The 19,361-nt window shown below is 46.7% G+C and carries 17 protein-coding genes and 10 tRNA genes; 9 read left to right on the forward strand and 18 right to left on the reverse strand.

The window, feature by feature from the left end; all coding sequences use genetic code 11:
- Window positions 1-319: 319 nt before the first annotated feature.
- From GTO91_RS03060 to GTO91_RS03140, 17 genes are all read right to left on the reverse strand, one after another.
- Window positions 320-805 (reverse strand): gamma-glutamylcyclotransferase family protein, encoded by a 486-nt coding sequence (locus GTO91_RS03060; protein WP_161254672.1) that lies wholly within the window; start codon window positions 803-805, stop codon window positions 320-322.
- Window positions 806-819: 14 nt separating this feature from the next.
- Window positions 820-1,077: a hypothetical protein gene (locus GTO91_RS03065; protein WP_161254675.1), complete on the reverse strand. Its 258-nt coding sequence runs from the start codon at window positions 1,075-1,077 to the stop codon at window positions 820-822.
- Between the two features lie 39 nt (window positions 1,078-1,116).
- Window positions 1,117-1,956, reverse strand: coding sequence for an amidoligase family protein (locus GTO91_RS03070; protein WP_161254678.1), 840 nt, complete (start codon window positions 1,954-1,956; stop codon window positions 1,117-1,119).
- A gap of 122 nt (window positions 1,957-2,078) precedes the next feature.
- The gene (locus GTO91_RS03075) at window positions 2,079-3,440 is read right to left on the reverse strand and encodes an ABC transporter ATP-binding protein (RefSeq protein WP_161254681.1); all 1,362 of its coding nucleotides are present in this window, start codon (window positions 3,438-3,440) and stop codon (window positions 2,079-2,081) included.
- A 248-nt stretch (window positions 3,441-3,688) separates the two neighbouring features.
- On the reverse strand, window positions 3,689-4,582 hold the full coding sequence (locus GTO91_RS03080) for a tyrosine-type recombinase/integrase (protein ID WP_161254684.1): 894 nt from the start codon (window positions 4,580-4,582) through the stop codon (window positions 3,689-3,691).
- Between the two features lie 152 nt (window positions 4,583-4,734).
- Entirely contained in the window at window positions 4,735-5,148 is a 414-nt protein-coding gene (locus GTO91_RS03085) for a phBC6A51 family helix-turn-helix protein (RefSeq protein ID WP_161254687.1), read from the reverse strand.
- Between the two features lie 877 nt (window positions 5,149-6,025).
- Entirely contained in the window at window positions 6,026-6,355 is a 330-nt protein-coding gene (locus GTO91_RS03090) for a hypothetical protein (protein ID WP_161254690.1), read from the reverse strand.
- A 104-nt stretch (window positions 6,356-6,459) separates the two neighbouring features.
- Complete coding sequence (locus GTO91_RS03095) at window positions 6,460-7,134, reverse strand: DNA-methyltransferase (RefSeq protein WP_161254693.1); 675 nt, start codon at window positions 7,132-7,134, stop codon at window positions 6,460-6,462.
- A gap of 104 nt (window positions 7,135-7,238) precedes the next feature.
- Complete coding sequence (locus tag GTO91_RS03100) at window positions 7,239-8,771, reverse strand: class I SAM-dependent DNA methyltransferase (protein ID WP_161254697.1); 1,533 nt, start codon at window positions 8,769-8,771, stop codon at window positions 7,239-7,241.
- Window positions 8,772-8,779: 8 nt separating this feature from the next.
- Window positions 8,780-9,964: a restriction endonuclease subunit S gene (locus tag GTO91_RS03105; protein ID WP_161254701.1), complete on the reverse strand. Its 1,185-nt coding sequence runs from the start codon at window positions 9,962-9,964 to the stop codon at window positions 8,780-8,782.
- A gap of 1 nt (window position 9,965) precedes the next feature.
- Entirely contained in the window at window positions 9,966-12,368 is a 2,403-nt protein-coding gene (locus tag GTO91_RS03110; protein ID WP_161254704.1) for a DEAD/DEAH box helicase family protein, read from the reverse strand.
- A gap of 236 nt (window positions 12,369-12,604) precedes the next feature.
- Window positions 12,605-13,153 carry a hypothetical protein gene (locus tag GTO91_RS03115; RefSeq protein ID WP_161254707.1) on the reverse strand — a complete coding sequence of 183 codons (549 nt, stop codon included), beginning with the start codon at window positions 13,151-13,153 and terminating at the stop codon, window positions 12,605-12,607.
- Between the two features lie 66 nt (window positions 13,154-13,219).
- Complete coding sequence (locus tag GTO91_RS03120) at window positions 13,220-14,797, reverse strand: DUF6119 family protein (RefSeq protein ID WP_161254711.1); 1,578 nt, start codon at window positions 14,795-14,797, stop codon at window positions 13,220-13,222.
- 257 nt (window positions 14,798-15,054) lie between these two features.
- Window positions 15,055-15,249, reverse strand: coding sequence for a hypothetical protein (locus GTO91_RS03125; protein WP_161254714.1), 195 nt, complete (start codon window positions 15,247-15,249; stop codon window positions 15,055-15,057).
- A 379-nt stretch (window positions 15,250-15,628) separates the two neighbouring features.
- Complete coding sequence (locus GTO91_RS03130) at window positions 15,629-15,823, reverse strand: hypothetical protein (RefSeq protein ID WP_161254714.1); 195 nt, start codon at window positions 15,821-15,823, stop codon at window positions 15,629-15,631.
- A gap of 217 nt (window positions 15,824-16,040) precedes the next feature.
- Window positions 16,041-16,988, reverse strand: coding sequence for a tetratricopeptide repeat protein (locus GTO91_RS03135; protein ID WP_161254718.1), 948 nt, complete (start codon window positions 16,986-16,988; stop codon window positions 16,041-16,043).
- A 369-nt stretch (window positions 16,989-17,357) separates the two neighbouring features.
- A tRNA-Pro gene (locus GTO91_RS03140) sits at window positions 17,358-17,434 on the reverse strand.
- 294 nt (window positions 17,435-17,728) lie between these two features.
- Here GTO91_RS03140 and GTO91_RS03145 point away from each other — a divergent pair.
- The 7 genes from GTO91_RS03145 to GTO91_RS03175 all read left to right on the forward strand — a co-directional run bounded on the left by GTO91_RS03145 (window position 17,729) and on the right by GTO91_RS03175 (window position 18,348).
- A tRNA-Val gene (locus tag GTO91_RS03145) sits at window positions 17,729-17,805 on the forward strand.
- A gap of 8 nt (window positions 17,806-17,813) precedes the next feature.
- Window positions 17,814-17,901: transfer RNA gene (locus tag GTO91_RS03150), tRNA-Leu, on the forward strand.
- 7 nt (window positions 17,902-17,908) lie between these two features.
- A tRNA-Gly gene (locus GTO91_RS03155) sits at window positions 17,909-17,983 on the forward strand.
- A gap of 18 nt (window positions 17,984-18,001) precedes the next feature.
- Window positions 18,002-18,075 (forward strand) — tRNA-Gly (locus GTO91_RS03160).
- 14 nt (window positions 18,076-18,089) lie between these two features.
- Window positions 18,090-18,164: transfer RNA gene (locus tag GTO91_RS03165), tRNA-Trp, on the forward strand.
- Between the two features lie 18 nt (window positions 18,165-18,182).
- Window positions 18,183-18,258 (forward strand) — tRNA-Thr (locus tag GTO91_RS03170).
- Between the two features lie 7 nt (window positions 18,259-18,265).
- A tRNA-Leu gene (locus GTO91_RS03175) sits at window positions 18,266-18,348 on the forward strand.
- A gap of 223 nt (window positions 18,349-18,571) precedes the next feature.
- Here the strand turns inward: GTO91_RS03175 and GTO91_RS03180 are convergent.
- Window positions 18,572-18,907, reverse strand: a complete 336-nt coding sequence (locus GTO91_RS03180; RefSeq protein ID WP_161254721.1) for a hypothetical protein — start codon at window positions 18,905-18,907, stop codon at window positions 18,572-18,574.
- A 187-nt stretch (window positions 18,908-19,094) separates the two neighbouring features.
- Between GTO91_RS03180 and GTO91_RS03185 the strand changes: the two genes are divergently transcribed.
- Together GTO91_RS03185 and GTO91_RS03190 are read left to right on the forward strand one after the other, a co-directional pair.
- Window positions 19,095-19,172: transfer RNA gene (locus GTO91_RS03185), tRNA-Met, on the forward strand.
- A gap of 4 nt (window positions 19,173-19,176) precedes the next feature.
- A tRNA-Val gene (locus tag GTO91_RS03190) sits at window positions 19,177-19,253 on the forward strand.
- Window positions 19,254-19,361 lie beyond the last annotated feature (108 nt).

Genomic DNA, 19,361 nt, shown 5'->3' on the forward strand with positions numbered 1-19,361 from the left:
AAAGACAAGCCCTCACAGACTAATCGTCAGGAGGGCGATGGCATGAGTCGTTTGAAGAGTTCTCCGAGGCGACGTATCTTGCCCACAATCTCTGCTGGCCGGTTGAAGCCGCCGGTTAGAAACCGCACACCTGTCACGATTGTTCGCAAAGCAACTGAGCCAAGCGTTAGGTCTGAAATCCCGACTGCGCTCAAGTATGCGGCGGTTATGGTCGTGACTTTCATCGCCATGGCGGCTATGGTCTCGCTCGTCGGCAATATCCTGTTGCGGTTGTACTTTTCCCTTACGTCTGGCAGTGGTTCACCGTCCCCCATGTAGCTTATTTGGCGGCGTGGTGAGGTTGGCTCAAACGGTCTCTGGCAGAGAGTAATGGTGTTTCAGCCATTGCCCAGTCGCGATATCCCTGCCGGATGATATCGAAGTAACTGTTCGACGGGGCTTGGTAGTGAAAGCCCTTGTTCATCCGATAGACGAAGGCGTTTACTGGCCCTTCTTTGGTGCTGACGGAAATGAGTTGGCGCTGATACAGAAACGGATATCCCTCGTAGCGATCAAGGGCGATCAAATCATCCCAACTGACTTTATACAAGGCCCCTTCTACCCGGCGTCCTTTGGTAGGTTGGATATCTGCGACGCCGTTGCCCCGATAATTCCCCCGAAAGGTCAAGGAAAAGTCGTGAGCCGTTGCCCTCGCAACCGGTTGGCTGTCTGGGCAGCGGTTTTTCATTTGCTCTTGGTGAAGGTTGGAGCCATAAGCGAAGTAAAGGATGGGAACGAAGCGGGGTACATTGTGTTTTATCGTCATTTTCCCCTTGCTGATTAATGAATGGGTATCCAGTCGATGGCGGTGACCAGGCAGAGCCGCTGCAGTTCTCGAAGGAAGGATTCACAGTCGCTGAAGGAAATCTCCCGGCCCGTTTGAAGGATGACCCGCTGCTGGACGGCGGCCATGAAATCCTCGACGGTGGAGGAATTGTCCCAAGAATCGGTCCAAAGGTTGCGAACCACATCGTCGAATGTATTGCCTTCGATGACCAGCCCATCCCGAAGTTGTACTCGAATCGTCGATTGGAGCATATTGTGCCCTCCTCGTGTTATTGGGGGTTGGGAGCCGGGTTATGCCACCCGGCTCTGAAAATGTTGGCGTCGCTCCGTTTGAAATACGAAGGCTTGGCCGTATTCGTTATCCAGGCATCCGGCCTTGTAGTCGCCGAATATCATCCGGCGAAAGCGCCGTTCCTGCTTGTCCAGATCAACCGCATCCCGGTCATGGGTGACTCGGATTTTCTGTTCCATCGCCCGTTCCACCATGGCCTGGGTGAAGGTGACCCATTGGATTCCCTTATTCGGTTCCAGGGTGCCGCCGTGCTGCCGGAACTCGATGGTGCCGTGGACCCAGAAGGATTGGAAGTTCAACTTGATGTATCGCGATTGGAAGATCCCGCCGAGTTGATTCATCGTCGTGGCTGCTGCCATCTGGTCGATCTGTGTTTGCTCGATGGATTTGCAGTAGCGGTTGAAGTTACCGCGGCGGCTCGGCGGAACCAGCATGTCGATCCATTTTTCGAACTTGTAATACATGGCGAAAAGATTTTTGAATCCGTCAAGGTTCAGGTCGTTGGCTCCGTGGTGTACATGGAATCCGCAGGTCTTGTCCACCTTCGCCCCGATTGCCGTCAGGATGGCAAGCACCCGGCCTAACTCCGCCAAGCCCTCTTTGCCCTTGAGGATCGGTGATACCAGTTCGTGGCCACCTTCTGAGTTCCCCGTTCCGGTCTTATTAACGCTGCTATCATAAACCAGTTTCCAATGCCGCCGGGTCGTATGATTGTAAGATTCGTGCTTCACATCGATGCCTTCGGCGGTGAGCGCCTCGATGACCCGGTCGTAGCGAACCCCGAAAAACTCGATTTCTACGCCGAAGGTCCGATTGGGATTGAGCGTGCTGCGTTGCATGGTGCGTTCCTCCTCGTGATTTGGCGGTATCGGCTTGCAGTGACACTATATCTCTGAATCGCCGACCGGTAAACTTGTTTTTACCGTTTTTACCGTTATTTTCTTGAGGAGTTTACTGCCAGCTATGCCGCTTCTTCGGCCCTCCAATCGGGGTTCTCCCAAATCAAATAAACCTTCTCCCGAGGTACGGCCTCTTTTATCATCTCGGCGATATCCTGGAGGGTAAAATCCTTCGCTGTTTTTACCGTCTGTTTTTTAGCGCCGCCTCGAACGCATCCCACCCTCCCCTGCTGCACCCGGCGGAAGATTTCGGCGGCCACCATCTGATAGGTGCGCTCGTCAAGCCCGGCCAACTTTTCCTGGTTATATCGCCAGCTCGACGCCCTCTGCATATCCCAGCCCAACAGAATGAGTTGGTTGCGGACGCCCTTGAACCGGTCTTTTGGCTGGTACGGCACCGGGATGAGCCCGGCTTTTTCATTGAAGGGGTTGAAGCGGCCCATGACGGTCAACGCTTCGACGTATCGCTTGCCCGTCATCGGCATGGTGTCGCGGATAAGCTTTGCCCCCAGGCCGACACCGCGGTATTTCGGATGGATGACAACCCGGCTGATCGTCGTTACCTCGTCGTTAAGCCGCCGGGCGATCTCCGAACTGGCTGCTTTGTACCGGGGCGTGTAGGCGTTGCGGCCGGCCAAAGATAGCGCCGGGTATACGTAGACGATCACGCCGACCACTTCATCGCCGTTCACCAGCTTGAAGATGTGCTGTACGGCGCGCACTGTTTTTTGCCGGTAATGAAATCGGGACAGCACATGGTAGTCGGCCAATGAGCCAGGTTCGATTTGCATGTTTGAAATGAGCGAACAGGCTGGGGCGTTGGGGACGGATCGGTATTCCACGCGGACATCCTGCTCCAGCCCTTTTTTGACGAGGATGGATGGATGCAGGTCGGCGATCAGATCGGTGTGAGACGTAGCGACGATCAGCGTCTTCCCCAGTTTCCGGCAGATTTTCTGCATATTAAAAGAGACCACCTTCGCAGTCTCCCGATCCAGTAGCGCGCAGAATTCATCCATAAGATAGGCGTCGGCACCCGATTCGAGTAGCTTAGCCAACATGAAACGATACTTTTGCCCCTCGCTCAATTCGTGGAATTTGCGAAGGAGAATGAAGGCGTCGTTTAAGCCCACCAAGGATAGCAGGTACATCGCCTGCTCAAGGTCTTGCCCAACGCCGTCAATGATGGGTACGTCATCGGGGATTTCGATATCGTCCGTGGAAATGGCCTTCGGCAGCCGGGACTGAAGCTCACGCAACAGCAAAGACTTTCCGCTGCCCGAATCGCCGGTGATGTACATGATGTCGCCTGAACCGATTTGAATATCAAACCGGTTGAAGACGGTGTAGGTCTGGTCCTCATCCAGCGATAGGCCGAATGCTTCTGAGATGGCGAGGGTCCGTGGCGTTACTGCGGACTGCATGGAAAACTGCTTGGAAATAACGGCTGTTGCGATTGCTTCCTACTCCTTTCTGGCGCCATCATGGGATTCCCCCACATAGCCTGCACGTTGGCACACGTTCAAACAGAATATCTTCCTGGGGCAATGACCCCAGATGAATATTCTCTCGCGACACGTCGCAACGTCCAGGCTCACGTGGGCAATCGTATGTTTATAAGGGAGCCTGCGTTAATTTGGTGATATGGTGGTCGATTTAAATTCGACTACCGTCATACCCAGCTCAACTCCTCAACGGCTCTCGCCAAATCTTCCTCGCCAGGCATCGTGTACCGGCTGGTCATGGCGAGGTTGGGAGAGCCGTCTTTTTTCATGTGCCCCATGAGCCGGGCGATTACGTCGAGCGGGACTTTCAGCACCGCAAGTTGATGGCCAAAGCTGTGGCGCAAGGCGTGGCATGTGAGGTGGTCGATACCAGTGAGGTTTGCGTACTTGGCGATGAGGAACGACACTCCCCTGGGGCTCATCTTGTCGCTGCGCTGCGAGTAGAATAGGTATTCGCTGCTGCTCTTTCGGGATTCGATGAACCGCAGCAGGATCCGCCGGCAATCCACGTTGAGCGGGACCTCACGGTACTTCCCGTGTTTGCCGTAGCGGATCACCAGCAGGCCCTTGCGGTCGGTGAGGGTGACGTCCCTCATCTGGATATCGCAGAGTTCCTGGACCCGGACGCCGGTGTGCAGCATCAGCGTGACCATCGTCAATTCCCGCAGGCTCCCATGCTGCCGCACCGTTCGCACCAGGGCATTCTGTTCGCCCCGTGTCAGCCATTTGGGAGCCGATTGGGGTACAGATACCCGGTCCACATGTTCGGCCGGGTTGTCGGGCGTGAGGCCCCTCTGTGCGAGCCACCGGAATATGACGTTGAGGTGGATCATCGTGAGGGCCACGGTGTTGGGCTTGAAGTTACTGGAGGCGAAACGTTTGAAATTTGCTATGTCCAGTTGAGTGGCCATCTGCGGCCCTGCATCCCCCCCGGTGGGGGTGGGGTGGGGGTTGGTCTGTTCGTACCACCGTGAGAAGCGGCCCCAACTGTCCATGTACGAGCGCAGGGTGGTCGGGCTCTTTCCTTGCTGCCGGAGTTCTTCAATGAGTGCGTCGATCATGATGTCCTCTCCTTGCATAGACGCTGGTTAGATTGCCGGATATCCCGACGAAGACTGGGCCTTCGTGGGACACAGCTTATCTCTAACCAGCGACTAATGCAACGAAAGAGGATGATTTCGAAGGCTCCTCGCTTAAAGCTAGAAGCCTTTGCTTACATCTCGGCCAGCAACTTCTTGAGGTTGTCGATCTCGGCCTCAATCGCATCGTTAGAGCGGCTGTCCTCCACCTTGGCCTCAATCTTCTGGACTTCGGTAAGGCGGCCCTGGTTCTTGAGAACGAGTTCGATGGCCTTGAGCCTGTTTTTCTCGCTGCCACTGGCACGGACAATATCTTTCAGGTTGTTGTACGCCTCGGCCAGGAAATCTTTCATGGTCAATTCGGCCACTTCGTTCTGGTAGGCGATGAAGTCGGGGTCTTGCTTCCAACGGTACAGCGTGCGATCACTCACGCCAGCCTCCTGGGCGATCTGGGCCAGTGTCATTTTGTGGACGTCGTTGGTGGCGAGTATTTCGGCAGCGAGCCTCTGCGATCCGTTCAGCGCGTATTTCTTCGATTGATCTGACAATGTCTCAGTCACTCCTTTTTGATTGAAAATTAGTACCTACTTCTAATTTAACGACAAGTACAGCAATCTACAGAGAATTGTCGCAGCGCCATCAGGATTTTCAGCGCGGCCCGCTGCTCAGAACGCCCGCCCCTCAATCTTTCACAGTGCCCTCCGCCACCACATTCAACCATTCCAATCGTGGGGTTTCCTTTATAATGGCGTGGGGCCACAGGTCTTCATCGACCGCAAGCGCCACCAACGCCCCCGCTCCAAAAAACGGCCAACAAAAATAGCCCAGGCCAATTACGACCTAGGCTAAGTATGACGATAAATAGCAGCAACTGTGACAGGTGATTTACAGGGCTTTCCACCAGTAACCCCATATAGCAACTTCACGGCCAGGTTGGTATCATAGCTGTGCAGGTTGGGGCGTAGGCTGCAAGACTGTTGGCGGCTGGGCAATCTGACCTGCGCTGCTCTTTGACAAGTTCATCGTGTTCAAGAGTCAGAGCAAAGGACTGTATTGACGTTATAATAGTTAGTTACAGTTAATCTAATCTATTCACCGTTATAGATACACGTTGGTTCTTGTTAGTGGGTAAACAGTTACCCATAGGTATGAGTAAATATTACCCATAGGTATGTGTAAAAGTTACTCATAGGTCTGGACCGTTAAGTCCTCAATCCATACCATGGACCGTTGGGTTATTTCATTTAACTAGTCTGGCCAGCACCTCCGCCACGCTCGCCCCGCCCGGCTGCCGCACGGCTGGGTTGGCAAGGTGGCCGGCTATGCGCCAACGTGTGCCTCGCTGTTAGTATCTGTATCAACGATATTAGCGGCCGGTTCTGTGGGCACACGTGGCCAAACAGCATGAACTGTGGCGATGCGTGATTACTCGCGGACGTCAACGATATCGGAAAAACGGATTTCGCGCTCTCCCCTATCTGTGTCGACGAACAACTTCCCCGACTTAGCCTTAACCGGCACCGCTGATATCCACTGCTTGGTCCGTAGCCGAATCTGGATTTCCCGGCTGTCACGTAGAGCCGCTCCGATCATACGCTCCATTTCCTCCAAGTGGAGTTCTGTGGGTTCCGGTAGCGGTTCTTCGTTTGACAGCGCGGCCCGAGTGTTGTCGCGGGTTACGATGCGATGTTCAGGCAATAGAAACGGTCGCCACAGACGGTTGTTCTGGAAAAATGCTTTCGTCCTTTCGTCCATAAAAAGACACCTCCCAGAAAAGATTAGCACATATGTTCGCATTATGGAACATACGTTCTACTCCTATCCGGGAGGTAAATCGTGGATCCACGTGAGATACGAAATTAAGCCGCCTCTGCCAACCGGCCGTTGGCCGCATCGATGTACTGCTGCTCCACATCAAACGCAATGAACCGGCGGCCAAGCTTTTTGGCTGCCACACAGTCTCCCCCGCTGCCGCAGAAAGGGACCAGTACGATATCAACGGGCTCCGACGATTTCTCGATAATCATCTCGGCCAGCTTTACCGGCTTTTGCGTGGGATGAACGTAGGTGGCGCCAGGATCGCGGGGAACTTGCCACACATCGGAGATTCGCTTTCCTTTTAATATGTGGCGGCCCTTCACGGCGTAGATGAGGAATTCGTGAGCGGGACTGTAGGCTCCACGGAGATCGCCCATTCCCCCGCCGTTCTTGTGCCAGATGATGCAGTTCTTTATGGTGAAGTGCTGGGAGATGCGGTTGTACCATTCGGCATAGACGTCCCAGCGGGTGTAGCAGTACAGGGCACCTCCGTCCTTCAGAACGCGGTGAGCGTCGGTAAGCCAGTCGGCCATGATGGTGTCGTCGTTTCGGATTGTGGTGAACTTTCGCTTGCGACTGCCGCTTCGGTAATTGATGCCGTATGGTGGGTCGGCGATGATGAGGTCGATGCTGCTTTCTGGTAAATCCTTGAGGCCGTCGTTGACGTCCATCTGGTGGATAGTGTCTAGCGTTAGTTCGCCGATAGTTGCTGTCATTGGCCCACCGTCCTCAGAAAAAATAAAGCAGTCCAACCGCGATGGCTGAACTGCCTGTCTATTCAATAGGTTGGCTGTGGGCAGAGGGTACAAGGGAAATTAGTTTATTTGCGCAGCAGCGCCAGTAACTCACTAATTTCCCTGCCTTTTTGCTCAATAATATCTAATAGTTCTTCCGGCGTACGGCTATCTCCCCCTGTTTTTGCATTCGGGTTAACAGCTTTCAAATCAAAGTTTTTCTTTTCAATCTCTTCTCGGCTAACCGACCAACTGTATTCACTATCAGCTCGTTCTGGCATGAGCTTAAAGAACTCGTCAAAATATTCCTTTACGAATGGGTTCTTCTTGGTAACTTTGATATGAGAAAGGTCATAGTACCAAATCTTCTCTGTGGTCTTTTCTTCTTTATTGAAGAATAGTAGGTTGGTTTTAACGCCAGCGCCGGCAGTCGTAAAAACTCCTCCGGGGAGGCTGATAATACACCACAGGTTGAACTCTTCGATCAGTTTACGTTTTGTTTGAACGAACGCCTGCTCGTTCGTTCGAAATAAGACACCCTCGTCAACGACAATGCCACAGCGTCCGCCGGGCTTTAAGCTATCCAGCACATGTTGTAAAAAGAGAACCTGGGTAGCGCTTGTCTTATAGTTAAAATTGGTTTGAGCATCGGCACCCTCTTTACCGCCAAAGGGAGGGTTGGTCAGAATAACGTTGAACTGACCGGGGGCGTTTTCATAAAGGCCTCCGTACTGTTCTGAGCCGGTCAACGTGTTCCCATGCCAAAGGTGAGGATGATCGATCCCGTGTAAAACAAGGTTGGCCAAGGCGATAGGATAGATAAGATTCTCTTTTTCTCGGCCAAAAAACGTATGTTGCTTCAAGGCTTCCAGTTGGTCTGGGGTTAAATCATCCGCAACGCTGCTTCTCATATACTCGTAAGCTTGGGCTAAGAAGCCCCCCGTACCACAACAAGGGTCGTATACGGTTTCTCCGATTTTCGGGTTGACTATTTTTACAAGTGTACGGATAATCTCTCGGGGTGTAAAAAATTGACCACCATCATTACCCTTCTCACCCATCTTCAACAGCAATCCTTCGTATATCTGGGAGAGGGCAAAGATATGGGTGTCATCAATAGCGTTAACAGTGATTTCGTTGACGCGATCCAGAACTTCGAGCATGTTTCGTTCTGTATCGATGCGAACACGGTCGACGCCGGACAAGACTTCGCTAATAACCTTCTGACGCGGCGTGGCGTTGGGTAAGTCTTTCAACTTTTTAAGATAAGGTAATAGCTCTCCGTGGATGAAACCAAAGAAAGCACCCAATGCGCCTTCTTGAAGCTCCTTGCGCTTTTCTCCTTCAGGGGCGGCCCAGTCTTGCCATCGAAACGGCTTTGAAAGTGAGGTTATGAAGTCGATGCCAACGGCCTCTGCTTCCTCTGCCTCAATATGCTCTCTCTCATCTAAAATACGAAGAAAGAGAATCCATGTAAGCTCGGGGACATATTGGAGAGCGCCAGCACAGTTAGATCTGCGCATAATGTCACATATGTTTTTTACGTACTGGTTCATCCCTTGTTGTGTCGTTAGGGTTTTTCCATTATCATTTCCGTTTGTTTTTTTCTGGCGCGCCATAGTTCCTCCTAGATTTTTCCTGAAAATGCTTGATGGATTAATCTGTGCGGTAAACTATTTAATTCGTTATGCAACTTTATCATTTCAATGTTAAGCCGTTCTACTACTTTCGCCTTCTCATTAATCTCAGCTACAATTTTCTTTTGTATATTAATCGGAGGACAACGAATATCTAAATTAACTAATTGCCGATCGTAAATTGCACAAACACTTGTAGTGTTACTCTTAAAGGCATCTATCTGCTTTTTAATCCCTTTACTTAGAAACATCCAGTTAATAAAGTCTGAACAAATTTTCTCATGGAAGCGAACTCTCATTATGTTATTATTATATACCCAACCATCTTCATCTAAGTTAAAGACCGCTGTTTTACCCACAAGTTCAAAACTATTACGGGTATTAAATAAGAAGTCACCCTTTGTAAGTTGATATTTTTTATACTCTTGTTCTGTTGCATCTACCGCTACAATAGAATCTAATTGTAAAGAGCCTCTAGTCGTTATATTGTTCATTTTTAGGTAACGATATTGACCAAATATACTTTGTTCTTTTGAAGAACGGACTAAACCAATTAGCCGTTCCGAAGTAATCTCTCCAAACTTTCGGATTGGCCAAACTTCACCGTTATTATCGGGATTAAAATAGAATTCCAGGTATGCATCCAGTAAACAGCTTGCCGCTTCCATCTGTTCTTCAGCAGCAGCCTGAGCTTTTTCAATGGTAGCTATCTGTTCATTGAGTATGTTAACAATGCGTCTTTGTTCCAAAATTGGTGGTAGAGGTATCTTCACGTCTTCAAATTGTCCTTTTGTTATATGTTTCATAGTTGCCCCATGGACTTTATCTTTAATATCATCCATTACAAATTTCAGAATATAATAAAGAAAGTGCCGATCAATTATATCAGTTTTTTCATGCACCTTAAAAATATGTTGGTTAAGGATGGCGGGACCTCTTGACCAAATGTATGCGTCCAAAGAAGCAGACCATGAAACAAGTAGATCACCATTATCTATTAAATATTTTTTATCAACTTCATCATCAAAATAGTTAAATGGCGCACCTAAATCATTAAGATTTTGTATACGGATAATTGGTAGACCTTCTTCTTTCCAATCTTCAGGCTTGAATGCTCTACCATTTATATATTCTGCAACATCTCCGAGTCTTGATGTTTTCCATTTGGTTTGCATCTTATGCTACGAACATCCTCTCTTTTGTCTGACGCAGTAAATCACCAGGCTTACCAACGAGTTTCAACGATTCAAGCCCACCAGCTTTCATTACCTCTGGTGTTCTGAATATCTGTTGGCTCTCTAACCCGTCGGTTCCAGCCTTGGCAAATTGATTAGCCAAAGCTTTGATTGTATTCGCCGCTCTTTCCGGTAATCCCTTTAGCCAGCCTTCATGCTTGTAAACAAATGATTCGACCCGTTCTATACGTGTTTTTGGAGCTACACCGTATCCAAGTTCCGCTAACACATCATACAGGTCAAAATCATCCATTTCCTCTAACATCCGAACAAGCAAGGCAGAGTGGCCTGCGTCAGGTAGATGAGATAATAACGTCCTTCTCTCATTTGGATTAACCCATCGACTACGAAAATCTTCCACAGTTGGGGCTTCCTGAATAAGCTTCTGTGATAATCTTTCTTTGTACTCTTCGACGGTTACAGGCATGGCCTTGCCATCTACCATGGTCAAGATGTACTTTCCGGCATCCGTTATCTTTACTTCAAAACCTTGTGCTATGATAGTTCTCTCGGGAGGGGGAGGTGGAGGCCCATTAATACCGTCATCATTTCCTTCACCTCCGCCCCTCGGCTTTTCGCTCTTCTTCGTAAACTTGGTTAGGAACTCTTCACCAAACAACCGAGTTGCATCCGTGTAATCATATAACCGAAACATTAACTTACCTGTCGGTGTATCAATTCGAGTTCCCCGACCGACCATCTGATAGAAAAGAATCGGTGATTGGACATAACGAAAGAATACCACATTTCGTAGTGGCGTGATATCGACACCTGTAGATAATAAGTCAACTGTAGTCGCAATCATATAACGCTGCATACTTCCTCTGAAGTCAGCCAAATAATCTCCGCCAGAGTTGGATGCTGTACACTTAAATGCATAATCTTGGACGCCTTTTTTCCCATTTGTGCTACACCAAATCGCATACAAGTTACCCATTTCTGCGGCAACTTTGTCCGCGTGATCATCACTAGCACAGAAAATGATCGTCTTTTGCTCAGGACCACCTGTTGCAAGCAAATGACTAAAGAAATCACTGCACATAGAAGATACTCGTTCAGGAAGTATCAGCTTTGACTCGAGACTGGCCGCCCGATATGTTTTTCTTGCCTCTTCCGGGGATAGTACTTCCCCTGTATAAGCATCAGCCAACAGCTTGCGTCGCTTTAAGTCCTCCTTGGTGACTCCGTATTCTCTTTCTTTCTTTCCATCTAGCAAAACATCACGTCGTTCAATCTCACAAGCGGCTAAATAACCGTCTTCTATACCTTGGCTCATGTCATATTCATAAACAGGCTCACCAAAATGTTTATGGTTGTCTGCAGTTATCTTCGCATCCTGCAAAGCTTCTTTATTCTTTTCCGTAACTTCAATCTGTCTAGGCGTAGCTGTCAAACCGATTTGAATCGCATCTGGGTTATGCGTAAAAACTTGCGACCATTTCCCCCAGGCCGAACGATGACACTCATCAATGATAATATGGCTGAAGTAATTTTCCGGATAATGATTTGTAAGGAAGTTTGCGCCGCCATCTTCGGTATCGATATCCAGTGTTTGATACGTTGCTATAAGCACACGAGCATTTTTCTCCGGTTTTCCGTTAGACACAGCCATCGCATTTGAACCAAATACCTTTTGAAATGCGATTGTTCCCTGAGATCTCAATTCATCACGATCACAAATAAACAATGCCTTGCGAAGTTGACCAGCATCGGCAATACGCTTTAATAGTTGGACGGCGATGAAGGTCTTTCCGGCCCCAGTAGCTAAGGATAGCATGGCTCGTTTCTTGCCTTGAGCAATTGCCTCAAACACTGCACGAATCGCAGCATCTTGGTAATATCGTCGGTTACCTTCCCCACCAGAATACCGGGTAAGTAGTGGTAATGCAGATGGTTCGGTTAATTTGAATCCCATTCCCTGTTCATATCGTGCCTGCAATTCGACAGGATTCGGAAACTGATTCATGGGCTTCGGTTGGGAGGTTAGACCAGTAATACGATCATACTCAACAAATAAATGTCCGTTGCTTGAAAAAACGAAAGGAACATTCAGCCGCTTACTATTCGCGTAAAGCTTTCCTTGTTCCAAGCCATGATTTGGCGGCAAATGTTCTGCCTTTGCCTCAATCAATGCAACAGCAACTGGTTGCGTATCCGGGTTTAACTTGATACGTAATAGATAATCTACACGACCTTGAGCACGTCGACGTGCCTGTCCTCTGATAATTTCAATCGCACCCGCTGAAACTTCCCTTTTAATATGCTCTTCTGTCCAACCACATTTATGTAACGCGGGGTCTATCAATTTTGCTCTAGTATCCGCTTCAGTAGCCTTCGGAACCATTGCATTTCCCCCTTGGAACGTAATAACCAGTCTATATAAATAATGCCACAAAATCTGTCGATTGGAAACCTAGAACTTTTCATCTATTGTATCCTAAGCAGATGACTTCCCGACCACCTACCCCTCCCCACCCTACAAACATCCCTTGCTATACCCCGAAAAACTCATCTGCTATGTAAAAAGGAAAAGCGACCTCGCTGGTGGGTGGCGAAATCGCTGCGGAGATTACCTAATCCTTAATAAGAGCGTACATCGGACTTATATTCTCCATCAAGGTTCCAATACCCAATAAGTTCGGATACTCTGCCCTCGGCCCAGCCGTTCGTCTGCCGCCCATCAAACCATGATGGAGGATTTTCGTACAGCTTCTCGTGTACGAAGCAAGCATACAGGTGAGCTTCCTTGTAATCTTCAGCATAACTACGCAGTTTATTTCTATCCTCAATAAAGGGATCCTCCACGTGAGCTACCTTATACTTGAACTCGATTATTGCCAATACATCTTCAACACACTCCGATAAGTGTCTGCCTTTTCTATTCGACTTATGTTCAACCCGAACGATGGCCAAGTCAGCTTTCCTTCTTTTTGACAAATGATATTCAGGATAGACTCGAATTCTATGTCGTATTAACCAACCGTCACCTAATTTCAGCCGTAGGTAATAGTAGAAAGCGCATTTCAAGGAATCTTCTTTTAGTAGGAAATGATCATTATAATCTTTAGATACTTCTTTTACCCAAAGGTCTGCTATAATAGCTTGAATGTAATCAGTAATTCTATCCATATGCATTCCACCCTACAATTTTAAACGCAGTTTTTACCGATAATTATCATTTTCTTAATTGAGGAGCTAAGCTAGATAGCCTACTTTTATATATGTTTCTAATCCAGCCAACTTAACTTTTCTATTCCATTCTGCAAGCTTCATTTTGAATATTAACGAATTTATTTCCGACAGCAATTGGATCTTTGTTTTCCTATCAAGTATTAACCACAAGCAAAACATTTTTGGGGTAAGTGTTTGTCCCTCATAGTTAATTGTGCCGCCTAATTCTACTAAAGTTTTTAATGATACAAGTGACTGATCTATTACGTAACCAAGTGTTTTAGGTTTTCCTATCTTAACAAAGTACCAGGTTTCATCCTTATACAAATCTAACTTTTCGACACGATACCTTTCTAATAACGTTATTTCCCTATCTAAATTTATATAACCGTTTCTTTCTTGCATAAGGTTAAAATAATTTTCTTGGTAAGTATATTTTGTTCCTTCAGCCTGTAACTTTTCTTTATAATCTGTAAACTCTTTTTTTGAAAAATTGTTTAAATCACTAAAATCTGTTTTGATTTTATTTACGTAATCGTTTAAAAAGACTAAGTAGTTTTGGTTAAACTTATGCCATACCCCATCTAATAAAAAGCAACGGTCATGCACAAAATCTATGTAAAACTTAAGTGGTTTACTGTAAGAACCGGTACTACTTTCTACGTAAACTTTTAATTCGTTAATTACTTCATTATTTAGACTTAATTTGTTCTCAGACAAAAAGGAGTTTAATGCACTTATTGTTAAATCGCCTTTGACCTTTTTGGATAAACCCCTGTATATGATAGTAAAAATATCCGTATGAGAAAAAACAAAATCAACGCCTGAAAGGTTAGTATCAGATGATGTAACCTGAACATCGTAATTTATTATCGCACTTACAAGTTTCTCATCTAATTCTTTGATTTTCTTTTTATCTTTGATTAACATCGACCTAGGAATCGTGTTTATTGACTTACTTCTTAGTGAACTTTCAATTCTTTTTATTAAGGAAGTTAAGTTATTAGGAGCGAAATCTAAACTAAACTGAACGGAATGGCCGCAACTAATGTTTTTTCCCCACTGACTTTCGTCGATAGTTTTGCCCCGTAAAAAGAAAATGGCTTCTCCACTTTCAAACTCAATTTCCGTAGCGTCTTGATATGAATTTAACGTTTTTGTTTTTTTACTTCCAAATAACCTGGAATTTTTAGTTGAGATATTGTCATTTCTTAATATTCTTTCTGCCAAATCAATGCCAAAGTCTAAATCACAATAGTCTCTTAAGTAAAAATGTGTCTTTCCAAGGCTAACAGCATAACAAGTGTCATTGTTATAAATTAGTAGGCAAGCATAGTAACTTAAATTTGTTAACTGGTTAATTTTTTCTTTTGTAAGAAAAGATTTGTAAATCGTTCCCCACCATACGATTTTTTTCCCCGGATCTTCGGAAAGATAAAAATCCATAGTAAATTCGTCTACTTGTTTAGAAGATACTTTTATTAGCTTTACATCTTCAAACTTTTTTAATAAGTCGCCAAGGCTTGATTTGTTAATTCTGTAAATATTGTATTTAGGCATAGCTTTAACCTTCCTTTTAATTTTTGTGATGTACTTCGACATTTAGCCTATATTTCCTGGAAGTTTTTATCGACAAATTACGTCATGATTCGTGTAATTGTACCTTTGATATCCGTACTACCCGATTGTAGTTAAAAAGCTACTTACCATCCCATGCAGAATTTCAAACGAACGTGGCCCACTACTGTGGTCTCACGTTCAAACTGGTGGTTTTTAGCCGGTTGTCAAACCCGACAGCAGAAGAAAACCGCCCTTTCCCCAGGCGGCTCTCCCTTGCTGTGATATTGGTGATGTCGGCCCTACCCCCTAACTTCTTCCAACGCATCCCTGTGAATCTGCCGCCTATCCAGCTCCATCGCCTCCGCTATGTCCAACGCTGTTCCTATTGAATACTCGGCGGCCATTACTTCATCAGGGAAATCTTTGAGATTGTTTTTCTGCCGAATTAGGTCGGCAACCATTTCGGTGATCACTCGCTGCAAATGCTTGTTCATTGATGACTTACGTCCTTTCAGCGTCTATGTTCTCGGGTCGTTGTAACTATATCTCTAGGTGGATCTACTAGCAACTGGAAGTTTGGTCCGTGTGGAGTGAAAAGAAAAACAGCCCGTCGTGGGACGGACTTACTGATCGCAGCCCACATCTCCCCCACCCGCCAACAACCGAGGCCGTAGGTCGCCACGTGTCGCCTCAAACGCATCGACCCATACCCTTCATACCAGACCAGCCCTCAAATCGAACGTGGCCCATTACAGCCGCACACGTTGAACAGGGGGTTTTTACCGGATCTTAACGTCAATATCTACCCGACAGCAGAAAAAAACCGCCCTATCGCAGGCGGCTCTCCTTGCTGTGATATTGGCGATATCGGTGTTACCCCCTAACCTCTTCCAACGCATCCCTGTGAATCTGCCGCCTATCCAGTTCCATCGCCTCCGCTATGTCCAAGGCTGTTCCTATCGAATACTCGGCTGCCATTACTTCATCAGGGAAATCTTTGAGATTGTTTTTCTGCCGGATTAGGTCGGCAACCATTTCTGTGATTACTCGCTGGAGATGCTTGTTCATCGATGTCTTACGTCCTTTCAGCGTCTATGTTCTCGGGTCGTTGTAACTATATCTCCAGGTGAATCTACTAGCAACTGGAAGATTGGTCCGTGTGAGGGCAAAGAAAAACAGCCCGTCGTGGGACGAACTGTTAGAATCATCTTCTCTTTTTCCCCGCGACTAACTCATTAGGCCATGAGTACTATACAATTATGAATCGCTCTGGATATAACTAACCCTACCTTAAACCTTTTTCTATATATTTGGCTCTTACGGCAGGAACTGTTATATTATAGCGTGCCACCGATTCATAACTAAAAGACCCTGTAATTTCTCCCCAGAGAGTTATTTTGTCATTTTCATATACATCTATTTTGCCTTCGTACAATACTGCAACGTTATCAGTCCATATATCATAACCGTTATTTGTTGTTTCCAATAATATGAATGTGCTATTCCCACTTTCCTGAATTTGCATTATCTTACCACGGGTTTTAATTCTATTTCCCTTAAGTGCATCAGGGTTTTTATTTAGTACACGATATTCGTAAGTCTGGCAACTGTTTATGAAATCAGCTTTCTCTTGCTTTCTTTTTTCTTCAAGGTATTGTTTTTCTTTTGCTTCGACTTGTGATAATAGATCAGATGCTTCATTGTTAGCAGAATTATAATTTAGTGAATTTTTTAGGTCGTTTTTAGCTCCTGAATAATCGTTATTGTTTAATTTAGTCTTAGCCGAGCTTAAAAGTTTTGATGATTGAATTGTATTTAACATACCTTTTGCATTAAGATAATTAGGATCAGTAGCAATAACTTTGTTTAGATATAATGATGCTGTGTCATAATCTTTAGCCTGAAACGCATCATTACCTTTTTGGAAACTTTCTGCTGATTCTTTAGAATTATCAACCTTTTGTGGGGGCGGGGAGTTAACGCTATAGTTGGTGCCTTTAGGTGACTCCTTATCTGATGAAAATGATCCTATAATTGCTAAACCGATAAATATGTAACCAAAAACTGCAATTGCTTTTTTCCATGTTTTATTACTTCTAAAACCAGGCAGCTTCCTTACCCACGACTGTTTTTCGTCAACAGAATGACCAATAGAAACCCCGTAAGTTTTTTGGAGATTACTCTGCTCTTGCAGATCTTCTTGTTTGGTGTCAGGATAATTTGGTTCTGACATATGAAAGCCTCCTTGCAACATTTTTCACCAAAATTATTCTACTCGCGTCATAAATTTCCTTCTGGGTTAATCGTATTACTTTTCGACAAAATTTTGTATTTTTCTCACTTAAATTACCCCTGTAGTTCCCCTTCCACTACAAACGAAAATCGCCAAGCCACGCTGCTTTTCCTGTCAATGTTATCGTCGGGCCTTCGGCCCGCTGTTCCCCCACTGCTACCCTCGCATCACCGCAACACAAAATAAAAAGCCCAGGACTTCCATCCTGGACCTACACGTCTTCATCTGATCTTAACCGGTAGCCGTCACGCCAGGCGTCAAACCCCCACCGCAACACTCCCATACATCCAAACAACCCAATAAAATCAATGGTCGGGGCGACAGGATTCGAACCTGCGGCCTCTTGGTCCCGAACCAAGCGCGCTACCAAGCTGCGCCACGCCCCGACTGAACAAAAATCATTCTACTATAAAACGTTTGCAGAAGTCAAGCGAAAGAGTCCCACTTGTTAGCGTGGTCGGTGCTGACCTGTCTACCTCCTATTCGAATCGACCCCCTTTTCCATCTATAATAAGGACGACGTAACGCGTAGAACAGGGAAAACGTCGTCAACAAGGAAAAGGACCATACTTTTCCTCCGTCTCCTTGATTTTCTCCGTAAAATCAGAAAAAAACTTGTTGACTTTAGTCTCTGAATTTGATACAGTATATTTCGTCACCGGCGAACGCTGGCTGACAGCGGGCGATTAGCTCAGTCGGTTAGAGCGCATGCCTCACATGCATGAGGTCGGGGGTTCGATTCCCTCATCGCCCACCATCTGCTTTGCCGAAGTGGCGGAATTGGCAGACGCGCTGGTCTCAAAAACCAGTGAGGTCACCCCTCGTGCCGGTTCGACCCCGGCCTTCGGCACCATTATGTTGCGGGAATAGCTCAGCGGTAGAGCATCGCCTTGCCAAGGCGAGGGTCGCGAGTTCGAATCTCGTTTCCCGCTCCATCTTGTTTATTCCCGGTTGCGGGTGTAGTTCAATGGTAGAACACCAGCTTCCCAAGCTGGATACGTGGGTTCGATTCCCATCACCCGCTCCATTTCAATGTATTACAGGGGAGTAGCTCAATGGTAGAGCGGCGGTCTCCAAAACCGTAGGCTGCGGGTTCGAGTCCTGTCTCCCCTGCCATCTTCCTTAATAGTACATGCCGCTGTAGCTCAGTAGGTAGAGCGTATCCTTGGTAAGGATAAGGTCACCGGTTCAATCCCGGTCAGTGGCTCCATGTGAATGCGAGAGTGGCGGAACTGGCAGACGCGCACGTTTGAGGGGCGTGTGGGCAACCGTGGGGGTTCAAATCCCCCCTCTCGCACCAACATAGCAAAAAACTCAGGTTTACCTGAGTTTTTTTGTTTCCCTTTTTTACTCTACGTTATGACAGATATGATGCCCTCTTATAAAAGGTCCAGGCAAAAAACAAAACTCAGGACTGTCGTCCGGAGTTTTTCTGTGCAAAGAACAAGGAAGTAAATGCCAGAGCAGCAGCGGGCAACGATAATTCAATGGTGTGGTTATAACGTATGAATGCAATAGTATTATCAACTCACTGCTTTTTCCACGGAAGGTCCGATAAAGGATTCCCAGAGGGCCAGCGCCGCCTGCTCTTCTGTTTCGCCGTCCACGATCTGGCAGGGATAGGGTGATCGACTCTCCACTCCCCGCAGAAAGTGCTCAAACTGGTCAGGCGGAAAGTCTTTAGCCTGGCGAACCGCTTGGCGTTCCCCGTACTTAAAAATCAGCAGACAGTCAATCATGCCAGTTTCTTTTATCTTTGAATAAAAATGAATGCCTTTCAAGCCATCGGGTGAACTGTCACCGGCGGAGGTCAGGATCCGGTGTGGTTTTTCCCCGGGCTGCAAAACCCATTCTTCCATTTTGGCTCCCCTTTCCCGACCGTGTTGTATCAAAGTACCTCTTCGACACTGTTCTCGATAATCCTCCCCATTTCCCACCCATTCCCATCGTCTCATGAAATATTGGGGCGAATTTCCGGATTTATTCATTAAAAAACTATTGACGCAATTGTCATTCTGTCCTATAATATCTCTTGTCTTCGGTTTCGGCGGTGTAGCTCAGTTGGTCTAGAGCATACGGTTCATACCCGTAGTGTCGTAGGTTCAAATCCTACCACCGCTACCAAAAGGGGCGATTAGCTCAGATGGTTAGAGCGCTTGCTTGACATGCAAGAGGTCAGCGGTTCGATTCCGTTATCGCCCACCATATTTGATTACTTAAGGCTTTGAACGTATCGTTCGAAGCCTTTTTGTTTAGACCAAGGTTATATTTGCGTCTTTTTTATTTGCTAATATCTTTTACTGTCTTTCTTGG

The sequence above is a fragment of the Heliomicrobium undosum genome (assembly GCF_009877425.1).
Lineage (GTDB): Bacteria > Bacillota > Desulfitobacteriia > Heliobacteriales > Heliobacteriaceae > Heliomicrobium > Heliomicrobium undosum.

What these genes read in the sequence shown, in the direction of transcription:
- GTO91_RS03060 (WP_161254672.1), bottom strand. Translation starts at nt 805, where the DNA reads ATGACGATAAAACACAATGTACCCCGCTTCGTTCCCATCCTTTACTTC.
- GTO91_RS03065 (WP_161254675.1), bottom strand. Translation starts at nt 1,077, where the DNA reads ATGCTCCAATCGACGATTCGAGTACAACTTCGGGATGGGCTGGTCATC.
- GTO91_RS03070 (WP_161254678.1), bottom strand. Translation starts at nt 1,956, where the DNA reads ATGCAACGCAGCACGCTCAATCCCAATCGGACCTTCGGCGTAGAAATC.
- GTO91_RS03075 (WP_161254681.1), bottom strand. Translation starts at nt 3,440, where the DNA reads ATGCAGTCCGCAGTAACGCCACGGACCCTCGCCATCTCAGAAGCATTC.
- GTO91_RS03080 (WP_161254684.1), bottom strand. Translation starts at nt 4,582, where the DNA reads ATGATCGACGCACTCATTGAAGAACTCCGGCAGCAAGGAAAGAGCCCG.
- GTO91_RS03090 (WP_161254690.1), bottom strand. Translation starts at nt 6,355, where the DNA reads ATGGACGAAAGGACGAAAGCATTTTTCCAGAACAACCGTCTGTGGCGA.
- GTO91_RS03095 (WP_161254693.1), bottom strand. Translation starts at nt 7,134, where the DNA reads ATGACAGCAACTATCGGCGAACTAACGCTAGACACTATCCACCAGATG.
- GTO91_RS03100 (WP_161254697.1), bottom strand. Translation starts at nt 8,771, where the DNA reads ATGGCGCGCCAGAAAAAAACAAACGGAAATGATAATGGAAAAACCCTA.
- GTO91_RS03105 (WP_161254701.1), bottom strand. Translation starts at nt 9,964, where the DNA reads ATGCAAACCAAATGGAAAACATCAAGACTCGGAGATGTTGCAGAATAT.
- GTO91_RS03110 (WP_161254704.1), bottom strand. Translation starts at nt 12,368, where the DNA reads ATGGTTCCGAAGGCTACTGAAGCGGATACTAGAGCAAAATTGATAGAC.
- GTO91_RS03115 (WP_161254707.1), bottom strand. Translation starts at nt 13,153, where the DNA reads ATGGATAGAATTACTGATTACATTCAAGCTATTATAGCAGACCTTTGG.
- GTO91_RS03120 (WP_161254711.1), bottom strand. Translation starts at nt 14,797, where the DNA reads ATGTCGAAGTACATCACAAAAATTAAAAGGAAGGTTAAAGCTATGCCT.
- GTO91_RS03125 (WP_161254714.1), bottom strand. Translation starts at nt 15,249, where the DNA reads ATGAACAAGCATTTGCAGCGAGTGATCACCGAAATGGTTGCCGACCTA.
- GTO91_RS03130 (WP_161254714.1), bottom strand. Translation starts at nt 15,823, where the DNA reads ATGAACAAGCATCTCCAGCGAGTAATCACAGAAATGGTTGCCGACCTA.
- GTO91_RS03135 (WP_161254718.1), bottom strand. Translation starts at nt 16,988, where the DNA reads ATGTCAGAACCAAATTATCCTGACACCAAACAAGAAGATCTGCAAGAG.
- GTO91_RS03180 (WP_161254721.1), bottom strand. Translation starts at nt 18,907, where the DNA reads ATGGAAGAATGGGTTTTGCAGCCCGGGGAAAAACCACACCGGATCCTG.